Raw genomic sequence first — 16,124 nt, forward strand, 5'->3', positions numbered from 1 at the left:
GAATTTCGTGCAGAACTTGTGCAGGAACTAGAATGACGGCCATGAATACCGTCGATTTCGATCTGGACCGTGAATACGTCGAGCTGAACCAGCTGCTCAAGCTGGCGGGCGCCTGCGATTCCGGGGGCGCTGGCAAGCAGCTGGTGGCTGGCGGCCGGGTCACCGTGGATGGCCAGCCCGAGAGCCGCAAGACCGCCAAGATCAGGGTAGGCCAGGTGGTGGTCTGCGAGGGCCTGCGCATCCGGGTGCGCTCCGCCTGAGCGGAATGTCCATGGACGCCGTCCTGCGCCGCTACCTCGGCGCCTATCCCGACCACCTCCAGGCCCAGGTCCGCGGGCTCGTTGAGCAGGGGCGGCTGGAAGAGCACCTCAAGCGACGCTACCCCGGCAGCCACCAGGTCCAGAGCGACGGCGCGCTCCACGAATACGTGCAGGAGCTGAAGCAGGCACACATGCGCAGCGCGCCGCCGCTGCACAAGGTCCAGTTCCAGAACAAGATGGACGTGCTGCAGAACGTGCTGGGTCTGCACACCGCGATCTCTCGCATACAGGGGGCCAAGCTCAAGGCCAAGGCTGAGATCCGCGTCTCCGGCCTGTTCAAGGAACTGGCGCCGGAATTCCTCGAGATGGTGGTGGTGCACGAGCTGGCGCACCTGCGCGAGCGCGAGCACAACAAGGCCTTCTACCAGCTCTGCCGGCACATGCTGCCGGACTATCACCAAGTGGAATTCGACCTGCGGCTGGTACTGCTGCAGCGGGCCTTGCCCTCGGCTTCTGCTGAAGCCTGAAGCAGGTCGCCAGCAAGCTGTCTCCTGCACAGGCCACATTGTAGGAGCCGGCTGCTGGCGACCGGCCTTACCCCTGCAGCCCGAACACCCGCGCCGCGTTCCCACTCAGGAACAAGCCCTTCGCCTCGTCATCCAGCCCCAGTGCATCCAATCCCTCCAGCGCCTTCGCCGGCAGGATCATCGGGTAATTCGTGCCGAACAAGACCTTGTGCCGCCCATGGCCGCGCAAATACTCCACCAGCGCCGCCGGATAGCGCTGCATGGTATATGCCGAGGTGTCGATGTAGACGTTCTCATGCTTGGTTGCCACCGCGATGGCTTCATCGGTCCAGGGGTAGCCGATGTGACCGCCAACGATGACCAGCTCCGGGAAGTCCAGCGCCACCTGGTCCAGGTAGATCGGGCGGCCGACCTCGGAGGGCATCAGCGGGCCGGTGTGGCCGATCTGCGTGCAGAAGGGCACGCTCAGGTCGCAGCAGGCGGTGTAGACCGGATAGAAGCGCCGGTCGGTGGGCGGCACTTCGCAAAGCCAGGGCAGCACGCGGATCGCCTTGAAGCCCAGTTCGCGGATGCAGCGTCGTACCTCGCGCACCGCATCCATCGGCCGCGAGATGTCCACCGAGCCGACGCCCACCAGCCGGTCCGGCGCCTGCGCCACGAAGCCGGCCACCTCATCGTTGGAGATCAGCACGCGCCGCGGCGCCAGCCAGGCGCTAATCAGCGCCCTGTCCACGCCGGCCTGGTCCATCGCGGCCACGGTGGCCGACACCGGCAGCTCGCCCGCGGGCAGGCCGCCCTTGGTCCAGCGCCGCAGCGAGTCGAACATCGGGTCGTTGATGTGGCGCGCGGTTGGGTGCTGCGCCCAGGCGTCGATGATCATGAAATCCCTTTGAAAAATGGCCGAGCGCATCCTGCCGCAGCTTTCCGTCCACAGCCACCATACGCTGGCAATCCGAATTACCTGAGGCACGGCCATTGTCGTCGCCCCCGACCTGTGCCTAAGGTCGGCCCATCACTTTTTCTTGCTGGAGCTTTCACATGAACGAACTGGTGGGTTACGAGCTGCAGGACGGCATCGCCACGCTGACGATGAACAACGGCAAGGGCAATGCGATCTCGCCGGCGATGCTGGTCGCGCTCAATGCCGCGCTGGATCATGCCGACGCCGATCGCGCGGCGGTGTTGCTCACCGGCCGCGAGGGCATGTTCTCCGGCGGCTTCGACCTGGCCGTGATGGGGGCGGGCGGTCCGCCGGTACGCGAGCTGGTCATCGGCGGCTTCCGGGTGGCCGAGCGCCTGCTCAAATTCCCGCGCCCCGTGGTGATCGCCGCGGGCGGCCACGCGCTGGCCATGGCGTCCTTCCTGCTGCTCAGCGGTGACCTGCGCCTGGGCGCCGAGGGCAGCTTCAAGATCGGCGCCAACGAGGTGGCCATCGGTCTGACGATGCCCTACGCCGCCACGGAAATCTGCCGCATGCGCCTGGCCATCACGCATTTCGGCCGTGCCGTCACCCATGCCGAGATTTTCTCGCCCACAGGCGCAGTGGAAGCCGGCTTCCTCGACCGCGTCGTGCCGCCGGAGCAGCTGCTGGCCGAGGCCAAGGCCGCCGCGGCCGGCCTGCTCAAGCTCAACCGCCCCGCGTTCGCCGCCACCAAGCTGCGTGCCCGTGCCCCGGGCCTGGCGGCGCTGCGCACGGCGATCGAGGCCGACGAAACCGAGTTCCGCAAGATGTTCGGCTGAGCGCCAGCGCGATGCCGGGGATTGCCGAAGACGGGCGTGCCGCATGGATTGTGCGGCTCCCGCCTGAGCATGGTTCATGAGCGGCATCGCCGGCGTCGTCGGTCTGGAGGGTGCGCCACAGTCCCAGGAATTGCTGGAGCGCATGGTCGCCGCCAGGCCTCCTCGCCCGGCCGACGGGGCCGGGCACTGGCATGCCGGGCCCGCCCTCATGATCCGCTGCCATCGTCCGGTCACGCCGGAATCCCCGGTCGAGCGCCAGTGCCTGCACCCCGGGCCGTTCGAGGATTTCTCCGGCTTGTCGGACGCCGATCATGTCGACCGTTTCAACGAACTGTTCGACCAGGCCCTGGCATCCAGCCTGCGCAGCGCGACGCCCGTGGCGGCGCAGCTGTCGGACGGACGGAACTCCTCGGCCATGGTCTACCGGGCGACGGAACTGCATCGCGCAGGCCGGATCGCGCACCCGGTCACCGCGATCTCGGCGTGGTTCCCGGACCGGGTCCACGACGAGGCGCAATGGAGCGAATGCGTCGAGTCGCACCTGAGCATCGAGGCCCGGACGGTCATGTCGGGACCTGACGACCTCGAACAGGCCGAGGCCTGGACGGCCCGTTTACTGCAGTTGCCGCTGCATCGCAATGCCTCTCACTGGAGCATCACCTGCGAAGCCCTCTGCCGTCAGGGGACTCGGGTCGTGCTGACGGGCGAAGGCGGCGACGACTAGCCGCGGGGTTCGCGGGCACATTGGCCCGACATGTTCCTGCGGACAGTGGCCGGCATTGCTGCGCGAGAACTGGGCGGAGAGCGATTACCTGCCGGCCTGTCGGATCGCTGGCGGCAGGATGCACCATCCCTGGCGGGTTCGAGCCTGTCCCAGCAATGGCGCTATGCGGCCTACGTCGTCCCGACCCGGCACGTCCTGCTCGACAACGTCATCGCCCATGTCGATGCCCAGGGTGTCGAGGTGCGGCATCCATTTCATGACCTGAGGCTGACGCGCTTCCTGATGGGTGCCGCCGGTGGCATGTTGCGCAGGGGCCAGCAGCCCAAGCACCTGCTGCGCGAGGCGATGCGCCAGAGGCTGCCAGAGGCCGTGCGGCCGCGGCAGATGAAGACCGACTTCAGCATGCCGATCGTCGAGGCCGTGGTGCGGCGCCTGCAGGAGCACGGTGTGAACCAGCCCGCGGGGCGGGAGTGCCGGATGGCTGGATGGGCCGCTGCTGGAGGACTGCCACAGGACGCTCCAGTCCTGGCAGGACGGCACCGCTATCGCGCCGGCGCGAATGGCGGCGCTGCGGGCATGTTGGGGGGCGTGTCCACCGACCTGTGGTTGACGCAGGCTTTCAGGCTGTAAGCTCCTGCGGCCTTACGGATATCTTCAGGGAATGCACATGCAGACAGATCAGATGCGGGTAGCCCGCGCGGCCAAAGCCCTGGGAGCGCGCATCAACGACGAGGTGGTCATCCTCCAGGTCGATCGGGGCACTTATCTGAAGCTGAATTCACACGCCTCCGCCATCTGGGACCTGCTGGAGGAGCCGACCACCCTGGGTCAACTGTGCGAGCGCCTGCAGGAGCGGTATGCGGTTGCGCCGGAAACCTGCCGCGCAGACGTGGTGGAGGTGCTGGAGCAGATGCGTCTGGAGTCGGTCGTTGAGACAGGGACTTGAGTGGGTCACAGGCGGCACTGCCCAAGGGGTATGCGAGCAGGCATCGCATCTGGTAGCGTAAGCGGGTGAGTCCTTCATAGGCTCTCCAAGCAGACGACGAGAAAACACATGTCCCTCCTCAAGAATTCCGAGCGTGCTCCGACTTCCGACCTGCAGGCCCCGATCAGCGCCGACACCCGGCAGCCCTGGGCCAAGCCGGAGATTGCCGTGGTCATGCCGGTGACCCAGACGCAGGGCAACGGTGGCGCCGGCTTCGATTTCGCCTCTGAATCCTCCGTTTGATGTGATCCCGCCGGCGATCCGTTAGCCGGTGGCATTTGCATACCGTTTCGCCGGTAGGGCGCTGTTTAGCAGCGTCCCCCTGGTCGGCGTGTTGCCGCTCGCTGAGGGCAACCTTCTGGCTGGCCAGTCCATTCAGGTGTCGATGGACCTGGGTGACTTGAGCGAAGCGGGCCCTGTCCGGTTTCGCTGGCGGGGCGGTTACGACCTGACCCTGCGGCTCCTGGGGTCCGACTGGTTGTTTACCTCTGGCGACTGCAACCACTATCTGGTCAGCGCTGCGGGCGACCGTATCCGCTGTGCCGGAAATCCGGGGAGCTTCGAGTTCTCGGACGTGCTGGTGCGCCGCATCCTGCCCCGCATTCCGCTGCTGGTGGATGCCACGCTGGTGCACGCAGCCGCCATCGGTGATGCCACTGGCGGCATCCTGATGGCTGGGGCCTCCGGGGCGGGCAAGTCGACACTGTCCGCCGCCCTCTCCCATCGGGCTGGCTGGACCCTTCTCAGCGACGATCTCTCCGTACTGCGCTACGAGGAGGGACCACTCCTCTATCCGGCGGCCAGCGGCGTTTGTGTCTGGGGTGACTCGCAGCAGGCATTGGGATTGCCGGCGGAACGGTGCCGCTCCATGCCGGGCTATGACGGCAAGGTCTGGTTCGGTGCAGATGTGGGCGGCCGTCCGCCCGTTGTCGTGCCACTGCGGGCCTTCGTATCGCTGGCTCGCTCCGATGACTGCCACGCGCCGCGACTGCAGCCGCTTTCCTCCAGCGATGCCTTTATCGATGCAACGCGCCAGTTGATCCTGTTCGATCCTTCGGACCACGCGGCCAGCCGGTTGCCCGAGCATTTCGCGCGATTGGGCAGGATCATCGAGTCGGTCGCCTGCTATTCCCTGATATACCCCTCCAGTTACCGCGCGATCCAGGAGATCGATAGTTTGCTCAGGTCCCTGCTGCGCTAAGCAGGAATCGGGCCGTCCTTCTCCTCCGGCCGGAGGAGGGAGGCGGGGCAGGGAGGGCCTATCGTGCAGTCAGAGCCCATCAGGGCCGAGCCGAGGAGAACCGCATGTCAGACCAGCCCGCCTATTCCCGCAGCCGCCCCTGCCGTTTCACCGAGGTGCTGCGCTGGGATATTGAGACCGATGTCGCGGTGGTGGGCTTCGGCGCGGCGGGTGCCTGTGCTGCCCTGGAAGCGGTGCGCGCGGGAGCCAAGGTCGTGCTGCTGGAAACCACCTCCGGCAGCGGCGGCACCTCGGCGCTGTCCGGGGGCGAGATGTACGTCGGCGGCAGCGGCGGCACGCCGCAGCAGCAGGCGGCCGGATTCCATGACGACACCGAGGACCTTTATCGCTACCTGCTGATGGCGGGCGGTCCCGATGCGGACGCCGCCAAGGTGCGGCTCTACGCCGACAACAGCCTGGCGCACTTCGAGTGGATGCAGGCGCAGGGGCTTGTCTACAAGAACAGTTTCATCCCGCAGCGCATCGTCGAGCCCTTCACCGATGACTGCCTGATCTGGAGCGGCAGCGAGGAGGCTTGGCCCTTCGCGGAGAGCGCCAAGCCTTGTCCTCGCGGGCACACCCCGCAATGGATGGGCCTGGGCGGCGGGCGCTACCTGATGGACCGGCTGGCGGAGCGCGTCGCCGAGACGGCGGTGGATGTGCGCTACGACACCCGTGCGGTCGCGCTGATCGTCGACGACTCCGGCCGCGTCCAGGGCCTGGTGCAGCGACGCGACGGGCAGGACTCATTCTTGCGCGCCACGCGCGGCGTGGTGCTCTGCGCGGGCGGCTTCATCATGAACCAGGACCTGATGCGCCGGTACGCGCCGCAGTTGATGCGCGCCAACATGCCCATCGGCACGGTGGACGACGGCTCCGGCATCCTGCTCGGCCAGAGCGCGGGCGGCCATGCCATCCACATGGACCAGGGTTTCGTGACCCTGCCCTGGTATCCGCCTGAGCAGTTGATCAAGGGCATCTTCATCAACGCGCGTGGCCAGCGCTTCATCAACGAGGACTGCTACCACGGCCGTGTCGCGCAGCATGCGCTGCAGCAGGCCGGCGACCGCTTCTGGCTGCTTCTGGACCAGGAAATCTTTGCCGAGCCTGAATTCGGGCAGTTCGCCAAGATCACGATCGGCGCCACCGGTGACAGCTGGCAGGAAGTGGAACGCGAGCTGGAGTTGCCGGAGGGCGCCCTGGTATCCACCGTGGACTTGTACAACCGCCACGCCGCGCAGGGACATGACCCACTGTTCCGCAAGGCGGCCCGGTGGCTGCGCCCGCTGACTCAGGGCCCCTTCGTCGCGCTGGATTGCCGTATCGACCATGCGGCCTACTTCAGTTTCACGCTGGGTGGCCTCGACACACTGCCGACGGGCGAGGTGATGGACGCCACGCGCCGGCCCGTGGCGGGGCTCTATGCCGCCGGGCGCACGGCCTGCGGCATGCCGCGCTGGGGTGCCGGCTACAGTTCCGGCATGTCGTTGGCCGACGCGACCTTCTTCGGGCGGCAGGCGGGGCTGACCGCCGCCCGCTGCTGACCCCTATGGGCAGACCGGTGGCCAAGCCCTAAACTGCCGGACCCAACAAACTCCCAGACTCCTGGCCGCAGGAATCCCTGCCCGGCAGGCCCGCCTCAAAGGTTCATGAGCATCCCGACTTCCGCCGAAGAGGCCCAGGAATCGCACCGGCGACCGCTGATCGCGCTGCTGCGTGAAATCCGGGACTTCGGGCGGCGCAGGGTCATGGTGGTCAGTGTGCTCATGCTGACAGTGGCGATACTGGAGGGCAGTGGCCTGATGCTGCTGGCGCCGATGCTGAGCCTGGTCGGCGTGGCGCCCGGGCCAGCGGCTACTGCGGGTCCCCTGCAGGCGATGCTCGGTAGCCTGGACCGGTCCCTTGCCTTGACCTGCATCCTCCTGGCGTATCTCGCGTTGATCGTGCTGTATTCAGGGCTGTCCTGGTGGCGTGACGTGGCTTCCACAGAGCTTCAGCAGGGTTTTGTCGATCACCTGCGCCTGCAGCTGTACCGTGGTATCGGTGAGGCCGAATGGTCCTTCCTGGCACGCACGCACAGCGCCGAACTCAGTCATGCATTGAACGTCGATCTTGGCCGTATCAGCGTGGGGCTCACCTCCCTCTTGCAATTGCTGACCACGGCCGCGATGGCCGTCGCCTATCTGGTCATCGCCTTCAGCCTGTCTGTGCCGCTTACAGCCATGACCCTGGGCATCGGTTGCGCGCTGCTGCTGCTCCTGCGGCGGAATCATCGCAATGCCCATGCAGGGGGCTATCGCCTGACCGCCGTCATGCAGAGGATGCATGGCGAGGTCAGTGAGTTCCTGGCCGGGCTCAAGTTGGTCAAGAGCAGCAACGTCGAGCGGGAGACCTTGCGGCGCTATGAGGGGCGTCTGCAAGCGGCGCGACGGGAGGCGGTGGATTTCACCCGCAAGCAGGCCATATCACGCAGCTTGCTGCGCATCGGAGGCGCCATGGCACTGGCGGCGCTGACCTATGTGGCTCTCGTGGTGATCCTCATCCCACCCGCATCGATGCTGGTGTTGGTGTTCATATTTTCGCGCTTGATCCCCATGTTCTCGGCGATGCAGCAAACCTATGAGCGGCTGCTCTACAGCCTGCCCGCCTACACGTCCTTTGTTGGGATGCGCCAGGCCTGTGCGGCGGCGGTCGAGCCCTCCGGCATCGATCCCGCTATGTCCTTCACGTCGGAGCTGCGGCTGGAGAACCTGCACTATCGCGCTGCTTCGGGGGAGGGAGACATTCTCCAGGCGATTACCCTGGTGTTGCCGTTCCGTCATACCGTGGCGCTGGTTGGACCATCCGGCGCCGGCAAGAGCACTTTGGCGGATATCATTGGCGGTCTTCTGGCTCCAACCTCAGGAAAGGTGCTGGTCGATGGCCGTGAACTGATCGATCGCAGAGCCTGGCGCAGCCAGGTGGCCTATGTATCCCAGGACAGTTTCCTGCTCAATGCCAGCGTTCGAGAGAACCTGCTTTGGACGCATCCTGGAGCAACGGAGCCCCAACTATGGACGGTGCTCGAGCAGGCAGCGGCAGGCTTCGTGCGCGATCTGCCGCAGGGACTTGATACGGTACTCGGTGAGAGAGGAGTGCGCCTCTCGGGGGGCGAGCGCCAGCGCCTGGCAATTGCGCGCGCCTTGCTGCGGCAACCCCGTCTGCTGATCCTCGACGAGGCCACCAGCGCATTGGATCGCGACAATGAACAGCGCATCCAGGATTCCATCGCCCGCCTGCATGGGCAACTGTCGATCCTGGTCATCGCGCATCGCATCGGCACGGTCAGGGATGCCGACTGCATCCATGTCCTTGAGGGCGGACGCATCCGTGAAAGCGGCAGCTTCGAACAGATGATGGCGAATGGGCCGGGCTACCTGGCCGGGCTCGCGGGAGCGCTCCATGCGTGAAAGGCTGATAAAGCCGCTTGGCCGCTATTTCGCTGCCCACCCGAGGCTCAATCCTTGGGTTGCTCCATTCTTCAATGGCCTGGTGAAGGCGCAGCTGGGCGTGGTCAGGCTGGCTGACCGCATGCGTGCGGCTCATGGCGGCAATGACGCCTTGCTGGACCAGTTGACGCTGGTCATCAAGACCTTCGAGCGGCGCCCCTTGCTGCAGCAAATGCTGAGCAGCATCCGGCGCCACTATCCACGCATTCACATTGTCGTGGTCGATGACAGCTGTCATCCCGAGCCGATCGACGGTGTCGAATACGTCACGCTGCCGTTTGACAGCGGCGTCTCGGCGGGACGCAATGCCGGGCTCGCCCGGGTGCGTACGCCCTACACCATGATCCTGGACGACGATTTTGTTTTCTATAGTGGCTCGGACCTGCTGAGATCGCTCAGGCGCATCGCCGCCGAGCCCCGCATCGACATCCTCGGAGGCATCGTCATCACCCTGCCGATGATGGAGTGGAACGACTCCAGCCGGACTCCGATTTACAAGTCGCAAGCCATTGCGCCCAGCGGTGAACTTGGCGGACTGCCGCTGCGTGCCAAGGTGCCCAATTTCTTCATCGCCCGTACGGCAAGGCTGGCCCAGGTTGGCTGGGACGACCGCCTCAAGCGTCTCGACCACCTCGACTTCTTTACCCGCGCGGATGGCGTACTACGTACGGTTCTGGATCCCAGTCTGCGTTGCCTGCACCCCAAGTCCCTGTTCGACCGTCATTACCTCAGCTTCCGGCTGGACTATGCGGCGGACAGCGAACTGCTGCGGAAGCGCTACCCGGGCGTGGAGACAGAGTGAGCCTGGACCACAAGGCAGCCGCAGAGCCGGCACGTCGGCTGCTGGCGCAACTGGTGCGCAGCCGTTGGACGGCAGAGCGTCTGGACGAGGGTCTGCTGGCCGCCGTCAGGCCCATGGATTTCTTCCAGGCCCTGCGCCTGCATGGCTTGGCAGGCTTGATGGAGCTGCGGCATCGGCAGCAGATGCTGCAGTTGCCGCAGGATTTGTATGCGCAGGTAGCGGAGATTCGGCGGCGAGGCACCTTCCAGGCCTTGCAGCAGGCCGGTGCTTGCCTGGAGGTAGCCGGCGCGCTGGAGCAATCAGGCATCCCTGTGCTCCCTCTCAAGGGGGTGGCGCTCTCCTGGCTGCTGTATCGCGATATCGGCGCACGCCAAAGCGGCGATATCGACATGATGGTCGATACGGATCATGTCCTGCCTGCCATCGAGATCATCCTGCGTCTGGGCTATTCGCCTGCCACGTCACTGCCACAGCGCTCGTTGCACTGGCGCGAGTGGATGCGTAGCGTGCATCACATCAACTTCGTTCATCCGCGTGGGTTATACCTGGAGTTGCACTGGCGCACCGATCCGCTGAAGGGAACGTCCCTGCCGAGGCTGGCCTCCCTGCTGCCGCAGCTAGGGCGTATCGATGAAGGTCCCTTGCGCGGTCTGCGGCAACTCCCTGCGGTGCTGCAGCAGCGATCCCTCGCCAGCCACGCCTGTCGCTCACGGTGCATGCGCTGGAAATGGGGCTATGACCTGTTGGAAATCGTGAGTGTCCAGCAAGGCGGCGCCTCGCCCTGGAGATCCGGCCTCGCCCTGGAGCAGGATTCGTACACCCGGCACACGCTGGCTGTCATGGCGGCGCAGCTGGAAGCGGATTCGGGGCCGAGGCCTCTATCGGTCAGACTGACCAGCCGCGCCGCGACGGTGGAGCAGCGCGAATGGATGAGCAACAAGCCGGATGGGCGGCAGCGCACTTTCGTTGACGGCCTGCTGCTGCATGCTGGTGCCTGTGCAGCCCTGGCGGGGTGGCCGGAACGCTGGGAGTACTTCCGCTGGGTGGTTACGCGCACATCGCCGGAGGTCGGTGAGCACGCATATTCACTGGCCGCGCATGCCCCCTGGCTCGCGCCGTTGCTGCGCATATTGCCGCCACTGCGACGCGTCGGGCGCAGGCTGGCGAAGCCATGGCGCGGGCGAGGAACTCGTATCCCTTAGCAGGCCCTCCGGGCTTGCATGCCATTCAGTACGAAGCGCCGGGATTAGCGCCGCCGCTGCAGCAGCCCAAGCCCCACTAGTGCCGCCAGCAGGAATATTGGCAGCGCTCCACCGCCGCTGCCTCCACCTGAAGTGTCGGTGAAAGGATCGACGGTCGATGGTGCCGGATTGGTGCCGCCGCGACCGACGAGCGAGATCGTGCCGGTGTTGTCCGGGTCGAGCGCGCTCTTCAGTGAATTGCCGAGAGCCTTTGCATCGCCGCCGGTCCATGAGAGGTCCAGCCGCCCGAAATAATCGGAACCCGTATTGGGCTTGTCACCGTCGCATCTGGCCGAGCCGCCGGACAGGGTGCCGACGATCTGTCCATCCTGGTTCCACAGCGCGGCCCCGGACGATCCGGCTTCCGTGGTGCCTTTGTTCCAGCTCACTTTCCAGGCATCCACCGTGAAGCAGTTTTTGCTGCGGTCGCATATCTCCATGTCAGCCTGCTTCTGTGGGCTGCTCGAATAGATGCTGATCTTCTTGTCGTCGCCGCTGGGGTGATGGATCGCTGCCCCCGAACTGGGAGCGGTCCCGCTGGCATCCCAGCCCGCGAAATAGGGATTGAAATCGGAGGCCGAGTTGCCGTTCTCGCTGGAGAGCAGACGCAATAGCGCGAAATCCGAAGTGGTGCTGCGGGAGACCACTTCGGCAACGGCAAGGTTTTGACCGACAGACCCTTCGGTGCCGCTACCGCAGCCGCTACGATTGACGTTGAAGTAGGCGCGGATGCTGGACGGCGAGGATTGCTGATCGAATCGGCAGTGATTCGCCGTAAGGACGTAGGGCGTCCCGTCGCGGCGCACGTTGTCGACCAGCGTACCCGTGCAGACCGCGCTGTTGCCGATGGTCAGCAGCACTACCGAACGCACCTGCGAAAGCCAGGGATTGGCGGTGGTGCAGGCGACATCGATATTGCAGGCTCCGCTGCCCTGCTTGTTGAAATAACCCTTGGCGGTGCCAGGCATGTTGAAGGCGCGATAGCCATGCTGTGCCTCGGCAATGCGCAGCGACGCATGCCCCTTTTCTGCTGCCGGTAGTCGCAGCTCCAGCAATGCATGGCTGCCGCGCACCAGGGGTAACCACAGCGTGCCGCTACTGTCGGCGCCAAAAGGACCCTGAATGTCGCCACTGTCCTCGCCGATCCAGCGCAACTCGCTGCCGGCCGGCAGATGCAGGTCTTCCAGGCGCAGGGACAGCGACTCCGCGCCGTTGGAGTCGATACCCAGGCGCCAGCGCGCTTGGGAAGCGGCCGGTTGGTCCCAGATACCATCGCTCAAGCGCAGGTCGGTTGCCTGCGGCACGGCGTAGCGCAGGGGGTCTTGCTTGGCATCCTCCGTGGCCTCTTGCACCTGCACAATCGAAAGCACGTGGCGTGGCGGTGCTTCCGTTGCCAGGGCGGGCAGGGATAGGAGCAGGCCAATCATCAGCATGCCCGGCAGAAGGGCGTGGCGGCGCAGGGTCATGGTCGGTACAGGGCAGGGAGGGGCCGAGGCTGCACTATAGCCGCAGCCCACCCCGGTCTGTGAACCCGCTTGTATCAGAGTGTGTGTCGGGGTGTACGCCGGCGCAGCGCCGCCAGAAGCAGGGCCGGCAGCAACAGCGCCCCGCCGGCTGCGCCCCCGCCGCCCCCGCCTCCGCTGCTGCCGCCGCTGGAGCTGCCTCCCGAGGAGGAGCCGACGGTGCCAGGCGATCCACCCGCATCCTTTCCGTCCAGAGTCAGGGCCCCGGTGCCGGAGGGGTCGAGATGCGCCTTGAGCTGGCCGCTGCTGGCGCTGTTCGCCGTCCAGGCGCGCTCGAAGCGTGCGTAGATGTCGCTGCCGCTGGGATTGCTGCAGCTCGACGAACCACCCGACAGCGTGCCCACCAGGCGGTGGCTCTGGTTCCACAGGCCGCTGCCGGAAGACCCCGGCTCCGTCACGCCGCGGGCCCAGCGCACCTGCCAGCCGTCCACGCGGAAGGTATCGATCTGGGCATTCTCGATGGCCTGCAGGCTACTGCTGAAGGTGCTGATCTTCTTGTCGTCGCCGCCAGGGTGATGGATGCCCACGCCGCTGCTTGCGGCATTGCCGCTACGCGCATCCCAGCCGCTGTAGTGGACGCCGTAGGAGGACGGTGGCTTGGACGCCAGTTCGAACAGCGTGAAGTCCGACTCGCTGTCGCGTGCCAGGAAGCGCCCGCCGGCGATCACCTGGTTGATCGGGCCGTCGGCGGTCGCGCCGCAGCTGGCCTTCTGCACGTTGAAGTAGACGCTGACATCCGACATCCGCGTGGATGAAGTGATGCCGCAGTGGTTCGCGGTCAGCACCAGGGCGCGGTCGTTCTGCGCCGTGTTGTTGACCATCACGCCGGAGCAGGTGACCAGGGTGGTCCCGATCAGGATGCGGTTGACGCGGGTGTAGACCACGGCCGAACGGATCTCGCTGCGCCAGCCATTGCCGTCGGAGCAGGCCACGTCGATATGGCAATTGCCCTGCGAGTCGCCGATGGCGCCCTTGGACTGCAGCCCGGCGCTGCCCAGCGCGCGGAAGCCGTGGAAGGCTTCGGCGATGTGCAGGCGGAACGCATCGCGTCCCGCCGCCGGCATGCGTGCCTCGAGCACCGCTTCGGCATCGCGCACGATCGGCAGCAGCAGCTCGCCGTTGCCGCGGAAGGGGCCTTGCACGTCGCGCCCATCGGCGGACGAGAACCAGAGCTCGCCGCCCTCCGGCAGTTGCAGCTGCTCCAGGCGGGCACTGAGGTTCAGCGCGCCGTCGGAAGCCAACCGCAGGCGCCAGCGCGCGGTGCCGAGAGAGGGCTCGTCCCAGGCGCCATCCTGTTCGGTCAGCGACAGCGGTACGCCCGTGGCGAAGGACAGCGGGGCGCTGCGCAGCACCTCGGCAGTGGCCGGACGCAGGCCGGCGGGGAGCCACTGGAGCGGCACATCCCCCAGGGCCGCCGCAGCGGGCGCGGTGAAGCTGGAGAGGCCCAGGCAGAGGGCAAGACAGACGGCAGGCAGACGCATGGAAGATTCCCCCTACGAGTGCCTGCACTATATCGAAGCACCCCGAAGCCGAGGGTTCTCCCGACGGGAAAAAGCCGCCGTTCGGCTGCCCCGGTTAGGGGGTATCTTTATCCTGCGGCAGGCGCCAGGGCTTGGGCCGGCCCCAGCTTCGGGCCGTCTATCGCCGCCAAGGCCAGCTGCGCCGAGCCGGCATGGCTCAGCTGCAGTACCGCCAGCAGCAGCGTGGCGTCGCCATCCGCCACCGCGTCCACTACCTCGCCCACGGCCTGTCCGTCGCCGGCGGCATCGTAGACCGGCATGCCGGGGCGCGCGTCCACCGGGGCGCGCAGCAGGAACATGCGGCGCTTGAGCTGTCCCAGGTAATGCAGGCGCGCCACGATCTCCTGGCCGGTGTAGCAGCCCTTGTTGAAGCTGATGCCACCCAGCAGGTCGATGTTGGCCATCTGCGGCACGAACATCTCGCGGCTCTCGGTGTAGACCGTCGGTACGCCGGCCAGCAGGTCGGCGCGGCGCCAGGCCTCGAAACCCCGGGCGGGCAGTGCGGCCAGGCCGGCGACCTCGCCGTGTACCGACCAGCGCGGTTGGCTGCCCAGGCGGCGGATCACGGTAAGGCCGCCGTGGGCGGCGCTCTGCATCGGCTCCTGCGGCAACGGCAGGCCCAGGGTCTCGAGCTGGCGGGCGCCGTCTTCGCCGAGCAGGCCGGTGGCCGGCAGCTCCGCCGTGCAGTCCTGCAGGGTGACCTTGGAGCGCATCACGAACATGCGCAGACGCTTGAGCGTCGATTCAGCGACGCTGCGATGCACCTCCAGCACGAGGTCGTCGCCGTGTCGGAACAGCGTCAGCACCGCGAGCATGCGTCCCTTGGGGTTGCTGTAGCTCGACAGCTGCGCACGGTTCTCATTCACCAGGCGCGTGTCGCTGCTCAGCTGACCCTGCAAAAAGCTTTCAGCATCCGCACCTTGCGCGCGGATGTACACGAGTTCGTCGAGTGGGATACGAGCGTTCACAGGAATTTCACGTTGCGATGCACAAGAGAAGTTTGTCACACTATCAGGGCTTTGCAGCCCAGAAATTTCCGTGTCGCATTCGCCCGATCCAAAAATTGCCGGTGCATCCAAGCCGGATGAAGTGGTTTCCCTCGCGGAACTGCTGGAGAAGACGCAGCCTGCGGCGGAGGCGGAACCCGAGCCGGCGCCCGAAGTGGGTGGCCGCAGCGACGGTCCCGATCCCACCCGCTATGGCGACTGGGAAAAGAATGGGCGCTGTATCGACTTCTGAACCCCTCTGAAGTTCACGTCCCGGATATTGGGAGCCGGAATGACCACGAAAACGCCCGCCGACAATCGCCCGCTGTCCCCCTTCATGCTGGGGCAGTATTACCGCTTCCAATGGACCTCGCTGCTCTCGATCATCCACCGTGTCACCGGTGTCGGCCTCAGTGTCGGCACCCTGCTGGTGGCGGCCTGGCTGATCGCCCTGGCCACGGGCCCGGTGGTCTACGCCGACTTCGCCAAGCACCTGACGGCCTGGTACGGCCAGATCCTGCTGTTCGGCTGGACCTGGGCGCTGATGTACCACCTGGGCAACGGCATCCGCCACCTGTTCTGGGACATCGGCTGGGGTTTTGACATCAAGGTCGCCGAGAAGACCGGCTATGCCGTGGTCGCCTCCTCCCTGCTGCTGACGGCCGCCGCCTGGGCCGTGGCCTACTTCCTCTGACGGAGCCTCCGATGAGCCTGCGTTCTCCCCTGAGCCGCGCGCGCGGCCTCGGTTCCGCCAAGGACGGCGTCCATCACTTCTGGGTGCAGCGCGTTACCGCCGTCGCCCTGATCCCGCTGACGCTGTGGTTCGTGTTCTCCGTGGCCAACCTGGCCGGCGGCGACTACCACGCGGTGCGTCACTGGGTCTCCGCGCCCAGCGTCGCCATCATGCTGGTGCTGTTCATCCTCACCATGCTCTACCACTCCGCCCTGGGCGTGCAGGTGGTGATCGAGGACTACGTGCACCACGAGGGCCTCAAGCTGCTGTCGCTGATGGGCCAGAAGTTCCTCCACGCCATCGTCGCCGCCGCCAGCGTCTACGCCATCCTGCGCGTCGCGCTGTAACACCGGGA

19 protein-coding genes are annotated in these 16,124 nt (G+C 66.2%); 15 read left to right on the forward strand and 4 right to left on the reverse strand.

Annotated features, from left to right (window positions below; genetic code table 11):
- The first annotated feature begins 41 nt into the window (after positions 1-41).
- Entirely contained in the window at positions 42-260 is a 219-nt protein-coding gene (locus QT386_RS19100; protein ID WP_289275345.1) for an RNA-binding S4 domain-containing protein, read from the forward strand.
- An 11-nt stretch (positions 261-271) separates the two neighbouring features.
- Positions 272-787, forward strand: a complete 516-nt coding sequence (locus QT386_RS19105; protein ID WP_289275346.1) for a M48 family metallopeptidase — start codon at positions 272-274, stop codon at positions 785-787.
- 67 nt (positions 788-854) lie between these two features.
- Here the strand turns inward: QT386_RS19105 and QT386_RS19110 are convergent, their stop codons facing one another.
- Positions 855-1,667, reverse strand: a complete 813-nt coding sequence (locus QT386_RS19110; protein WP_289275347.1) for an amidohydrolase family protein — start codon at positions 1,665-1,667, stop codon at positions 855-857.
- Positions 1,668-1,825: 158 nt separating this feature from the next.
- On the opposite strand from QT386_RS19110, the gene QT386_RS19115 reads away from it, so the two are divergent.
- The 10 genes from QT386_RS19115 to QT386_RS19160 all read left to right on the forward strand — a co-directional run bounded on the left by QT386_RS19115 (position 1,826) and on the right by QT386_RS19160 (position 10,968).
- Positions 1,826-2,527 (forward strand): crotonase/enoyl-CoA hydratase family protein, encoded by a 702-nt coding sequence (locus tag QT386_RS19115; RefSeq protein ID WP_289275348.1) that lies wholly within the window; start codon positions 1,826-1,828, stop codon positions 2,525-2,527.
- Between the two features lie 76 nt (positions 2,528-2,603).
- A complete protein-coding gene (locus QT386_RS19120; RefSeq protein WP_289275349.1) occupies positions 2,604-3,251 on the forward strand; it encodes an asparagine synthase-related protein in 648 nt (215 codons plus the stop codon).
- Between the two features lie 30 nt (positions 3,252-3,281).
- Positions 3,282-3,881 (forward strand): asparagine synthase-related protein, encoded by a 600-nt coding sequence (locus QT386_RS19125; RefSeq protein WP_289275350.1) that lies wholly within the window; start codon positions 3,282-3,284, stop codon positions 3,879-3,881.
- A 37-nt stretch (positions 3,882-3,918) separates the two neighbouring features.
- Positions 3,919-4,197 (forward strand): PqqD family protein, encoded by a 279-nt coding sequence (locus QT386_RS19130; protein ID WP_289275351.1) that lies wholly within the window; start codon positions 3,919-3,921, stop codon positions 4,195-4,197.
- A 108-nt stretch (positions 4,198-4,305) separates the two neighbouring features.
- Positions 4,306-4,479 carry a hypothetical protein gene (locus QT386_RS19135; protein WP_289275352.1) on the forward strand — a complete coding sequence of 58 codons (174 nt, stop codon included), beginning with the start codon at positions 4,306-4,308 and terminating at the stop codon, positions 4,477-4,479.
- A gap of 28 nt (positions 4,480-4,507) precedes the next feature.
- Positions 4,508-5,437, forward strand: coding sequence for a hypothetical protein (locus tag QT386_RS19140; RefSeq protein WP_289275353.1), 930 nt, complete (start codon positions 4,508-4,510; stop codon positions 5,435-5,437).
- A 104-nt stretch (positions 5,438-5,541) separates the two neighbouring features.
- On the forward strand, positions 5,542-7,020 hold the full coding sequence (locus QT386_RS19145; RefSeq protein ID WP_289275354.1) for an FAD-dependent oxidoreductase: 1,479 nt from the start codon (positions 5,542-5,544) through the stop codon (positions 7,018-7,020).
- 105 nt (positions 7,021-7,125) lie between these two features.
- Positions 7,126-8,925: an ABC transporter ATP-binding protein gene (locus QT386_RS19150; RefSeq protein ID WP_289275355.1), complete on the forward strand. Its 1,800-nt coding sequence runs from the start codon at positions 7,126-7,128 to the stop codon at positions 8,923-8,925.
- Positions 8,918-9,766, forward strand: coding sequence for a glycosyltransferase family 2 protein (locus QT386_RS19155; RefSeq protein ID WP_289275356.1), 849 nt, complete (start codon positions 8,918-8,920; stop codon positions 9,764-9,766). Before QT386_RS19150 ends, QT386_RS19155 begins: the two co-directional genes overlap by 8 nt.
- Positions 9,763-10,968, forward strand: coding sequence for a nucleotidyltransferase family protein (locus QT386_RS19160; protein WP_289275357.1), 1,206 nt, complete (start codon positions 9,763-9,765; stop codon positions 10,966-10,968). The genes QT386_RS19155 and QT386_RS19160 overlap by 4 nt, the downstream gene beginning before the upstream one ends.
- A gap of 44 nt (positions 10,969-11,012) precedes the next feature.
- On the opposite strand, the gene QT386_RS19165 is transcribed toward QT386_RS19160, so the two are convergent.
- The 3 genes from QT386_RS19165 to QT386_RS23525 form a co-directional block, all read right to left on the reverse strand.
- On the reverse strand, positions 11,013-12,473 hold the full coding sequence (locus QT386_RS19165; RefSeq protein ID WP_289275358.1) for a serine protease: 1,461 nt from the start codon (positions 12,471-12,473) through the stop codon (positions 11,013-11,015).
- A 74-nt stretch (positions 12,474-12,547) separates the two neighbouring features.
- Complete coding sequence (locus QT386_RS19170; RefSeq protein WP_289275359.1) at positions 12,548-14,011, reverse strand: serine protease; 1,464 nt, start codon at positions 14,009-14,011, stop codon at positions 12,548-12,550.
- A gap of 107 nt (positions 14,012-14,118) precedes the next feature.
- The gene (locus tag QT386_RS23525; protein ID WP_289275360.1) at positions 14,119-15,018 is read right to left on the reverse strand and encodes a hypothetical protein; all 900 of its coding nucleotides are present in this window, start codon (positions 15,016-15,018) and stop codon (positions 14,119-14,121) included.
- A gap of 70 nt (positions 15,019-15,088) precedes the next feature.
- Here QT386_RS23525 and QT386_RS19180 point away from each other — a divergent pair, with 70 nt between their 5' ends.
- From QT386_RS19180 to sdhD, 3 genes are read left to right on the forward strand one after another with little or no spacing between them, the layout of a single operon-like run.
- Complete coding sequence (locus QT386_RS19180) at positions 15,089-15,289, forward strand: DUF1674 domain-containing protein (RefSeq protein ID WP_289275361.1); 201 nt, start codon at positions 15,089-15,091, stop codon at positions 15,287-15,289.
- A gap of 39 nt (positions 15,290-15,328) precedes the next feature.
- The gene (gene sdhC / locus QT386_RS19185; protein ID WP_289275362.1) at positions 15,329-15,730 is read left to right on the forward strand and encodes a succinate dehydrogenase, cytochrome b556 subunit; all 402 of its coding nucleotides are present in this window, start codon (positions 15,329-15,331) and stop codon (positions 15,728-15,730) included.
- A gap of 11 nt (positions 15,731-15,741) precedes the next feature.
- Entirely contained in the window at positions 15,742-16,116 is a 375-nt protein-coding gene (gene sdhD / locus QT386_RS19190; RefSeq protein ID WP_289275363.1) for a succinate dehydrogenase, hydrophobic membrane anchor protein, read from the forward strand.
- Positions 16,117-16,124 lie beyond the last annotated feature (8 nt).

It is taken from the genome of Solimonas sp. SE-A11 (assembly GCF_030345715.1).
In the GTDB taxonomy this organism is placed as follows: Bacteria; Pseudomonadota; Gammaproteobacteria; order Nevskiales; family Nevskiaceae; genus Solimonas_A.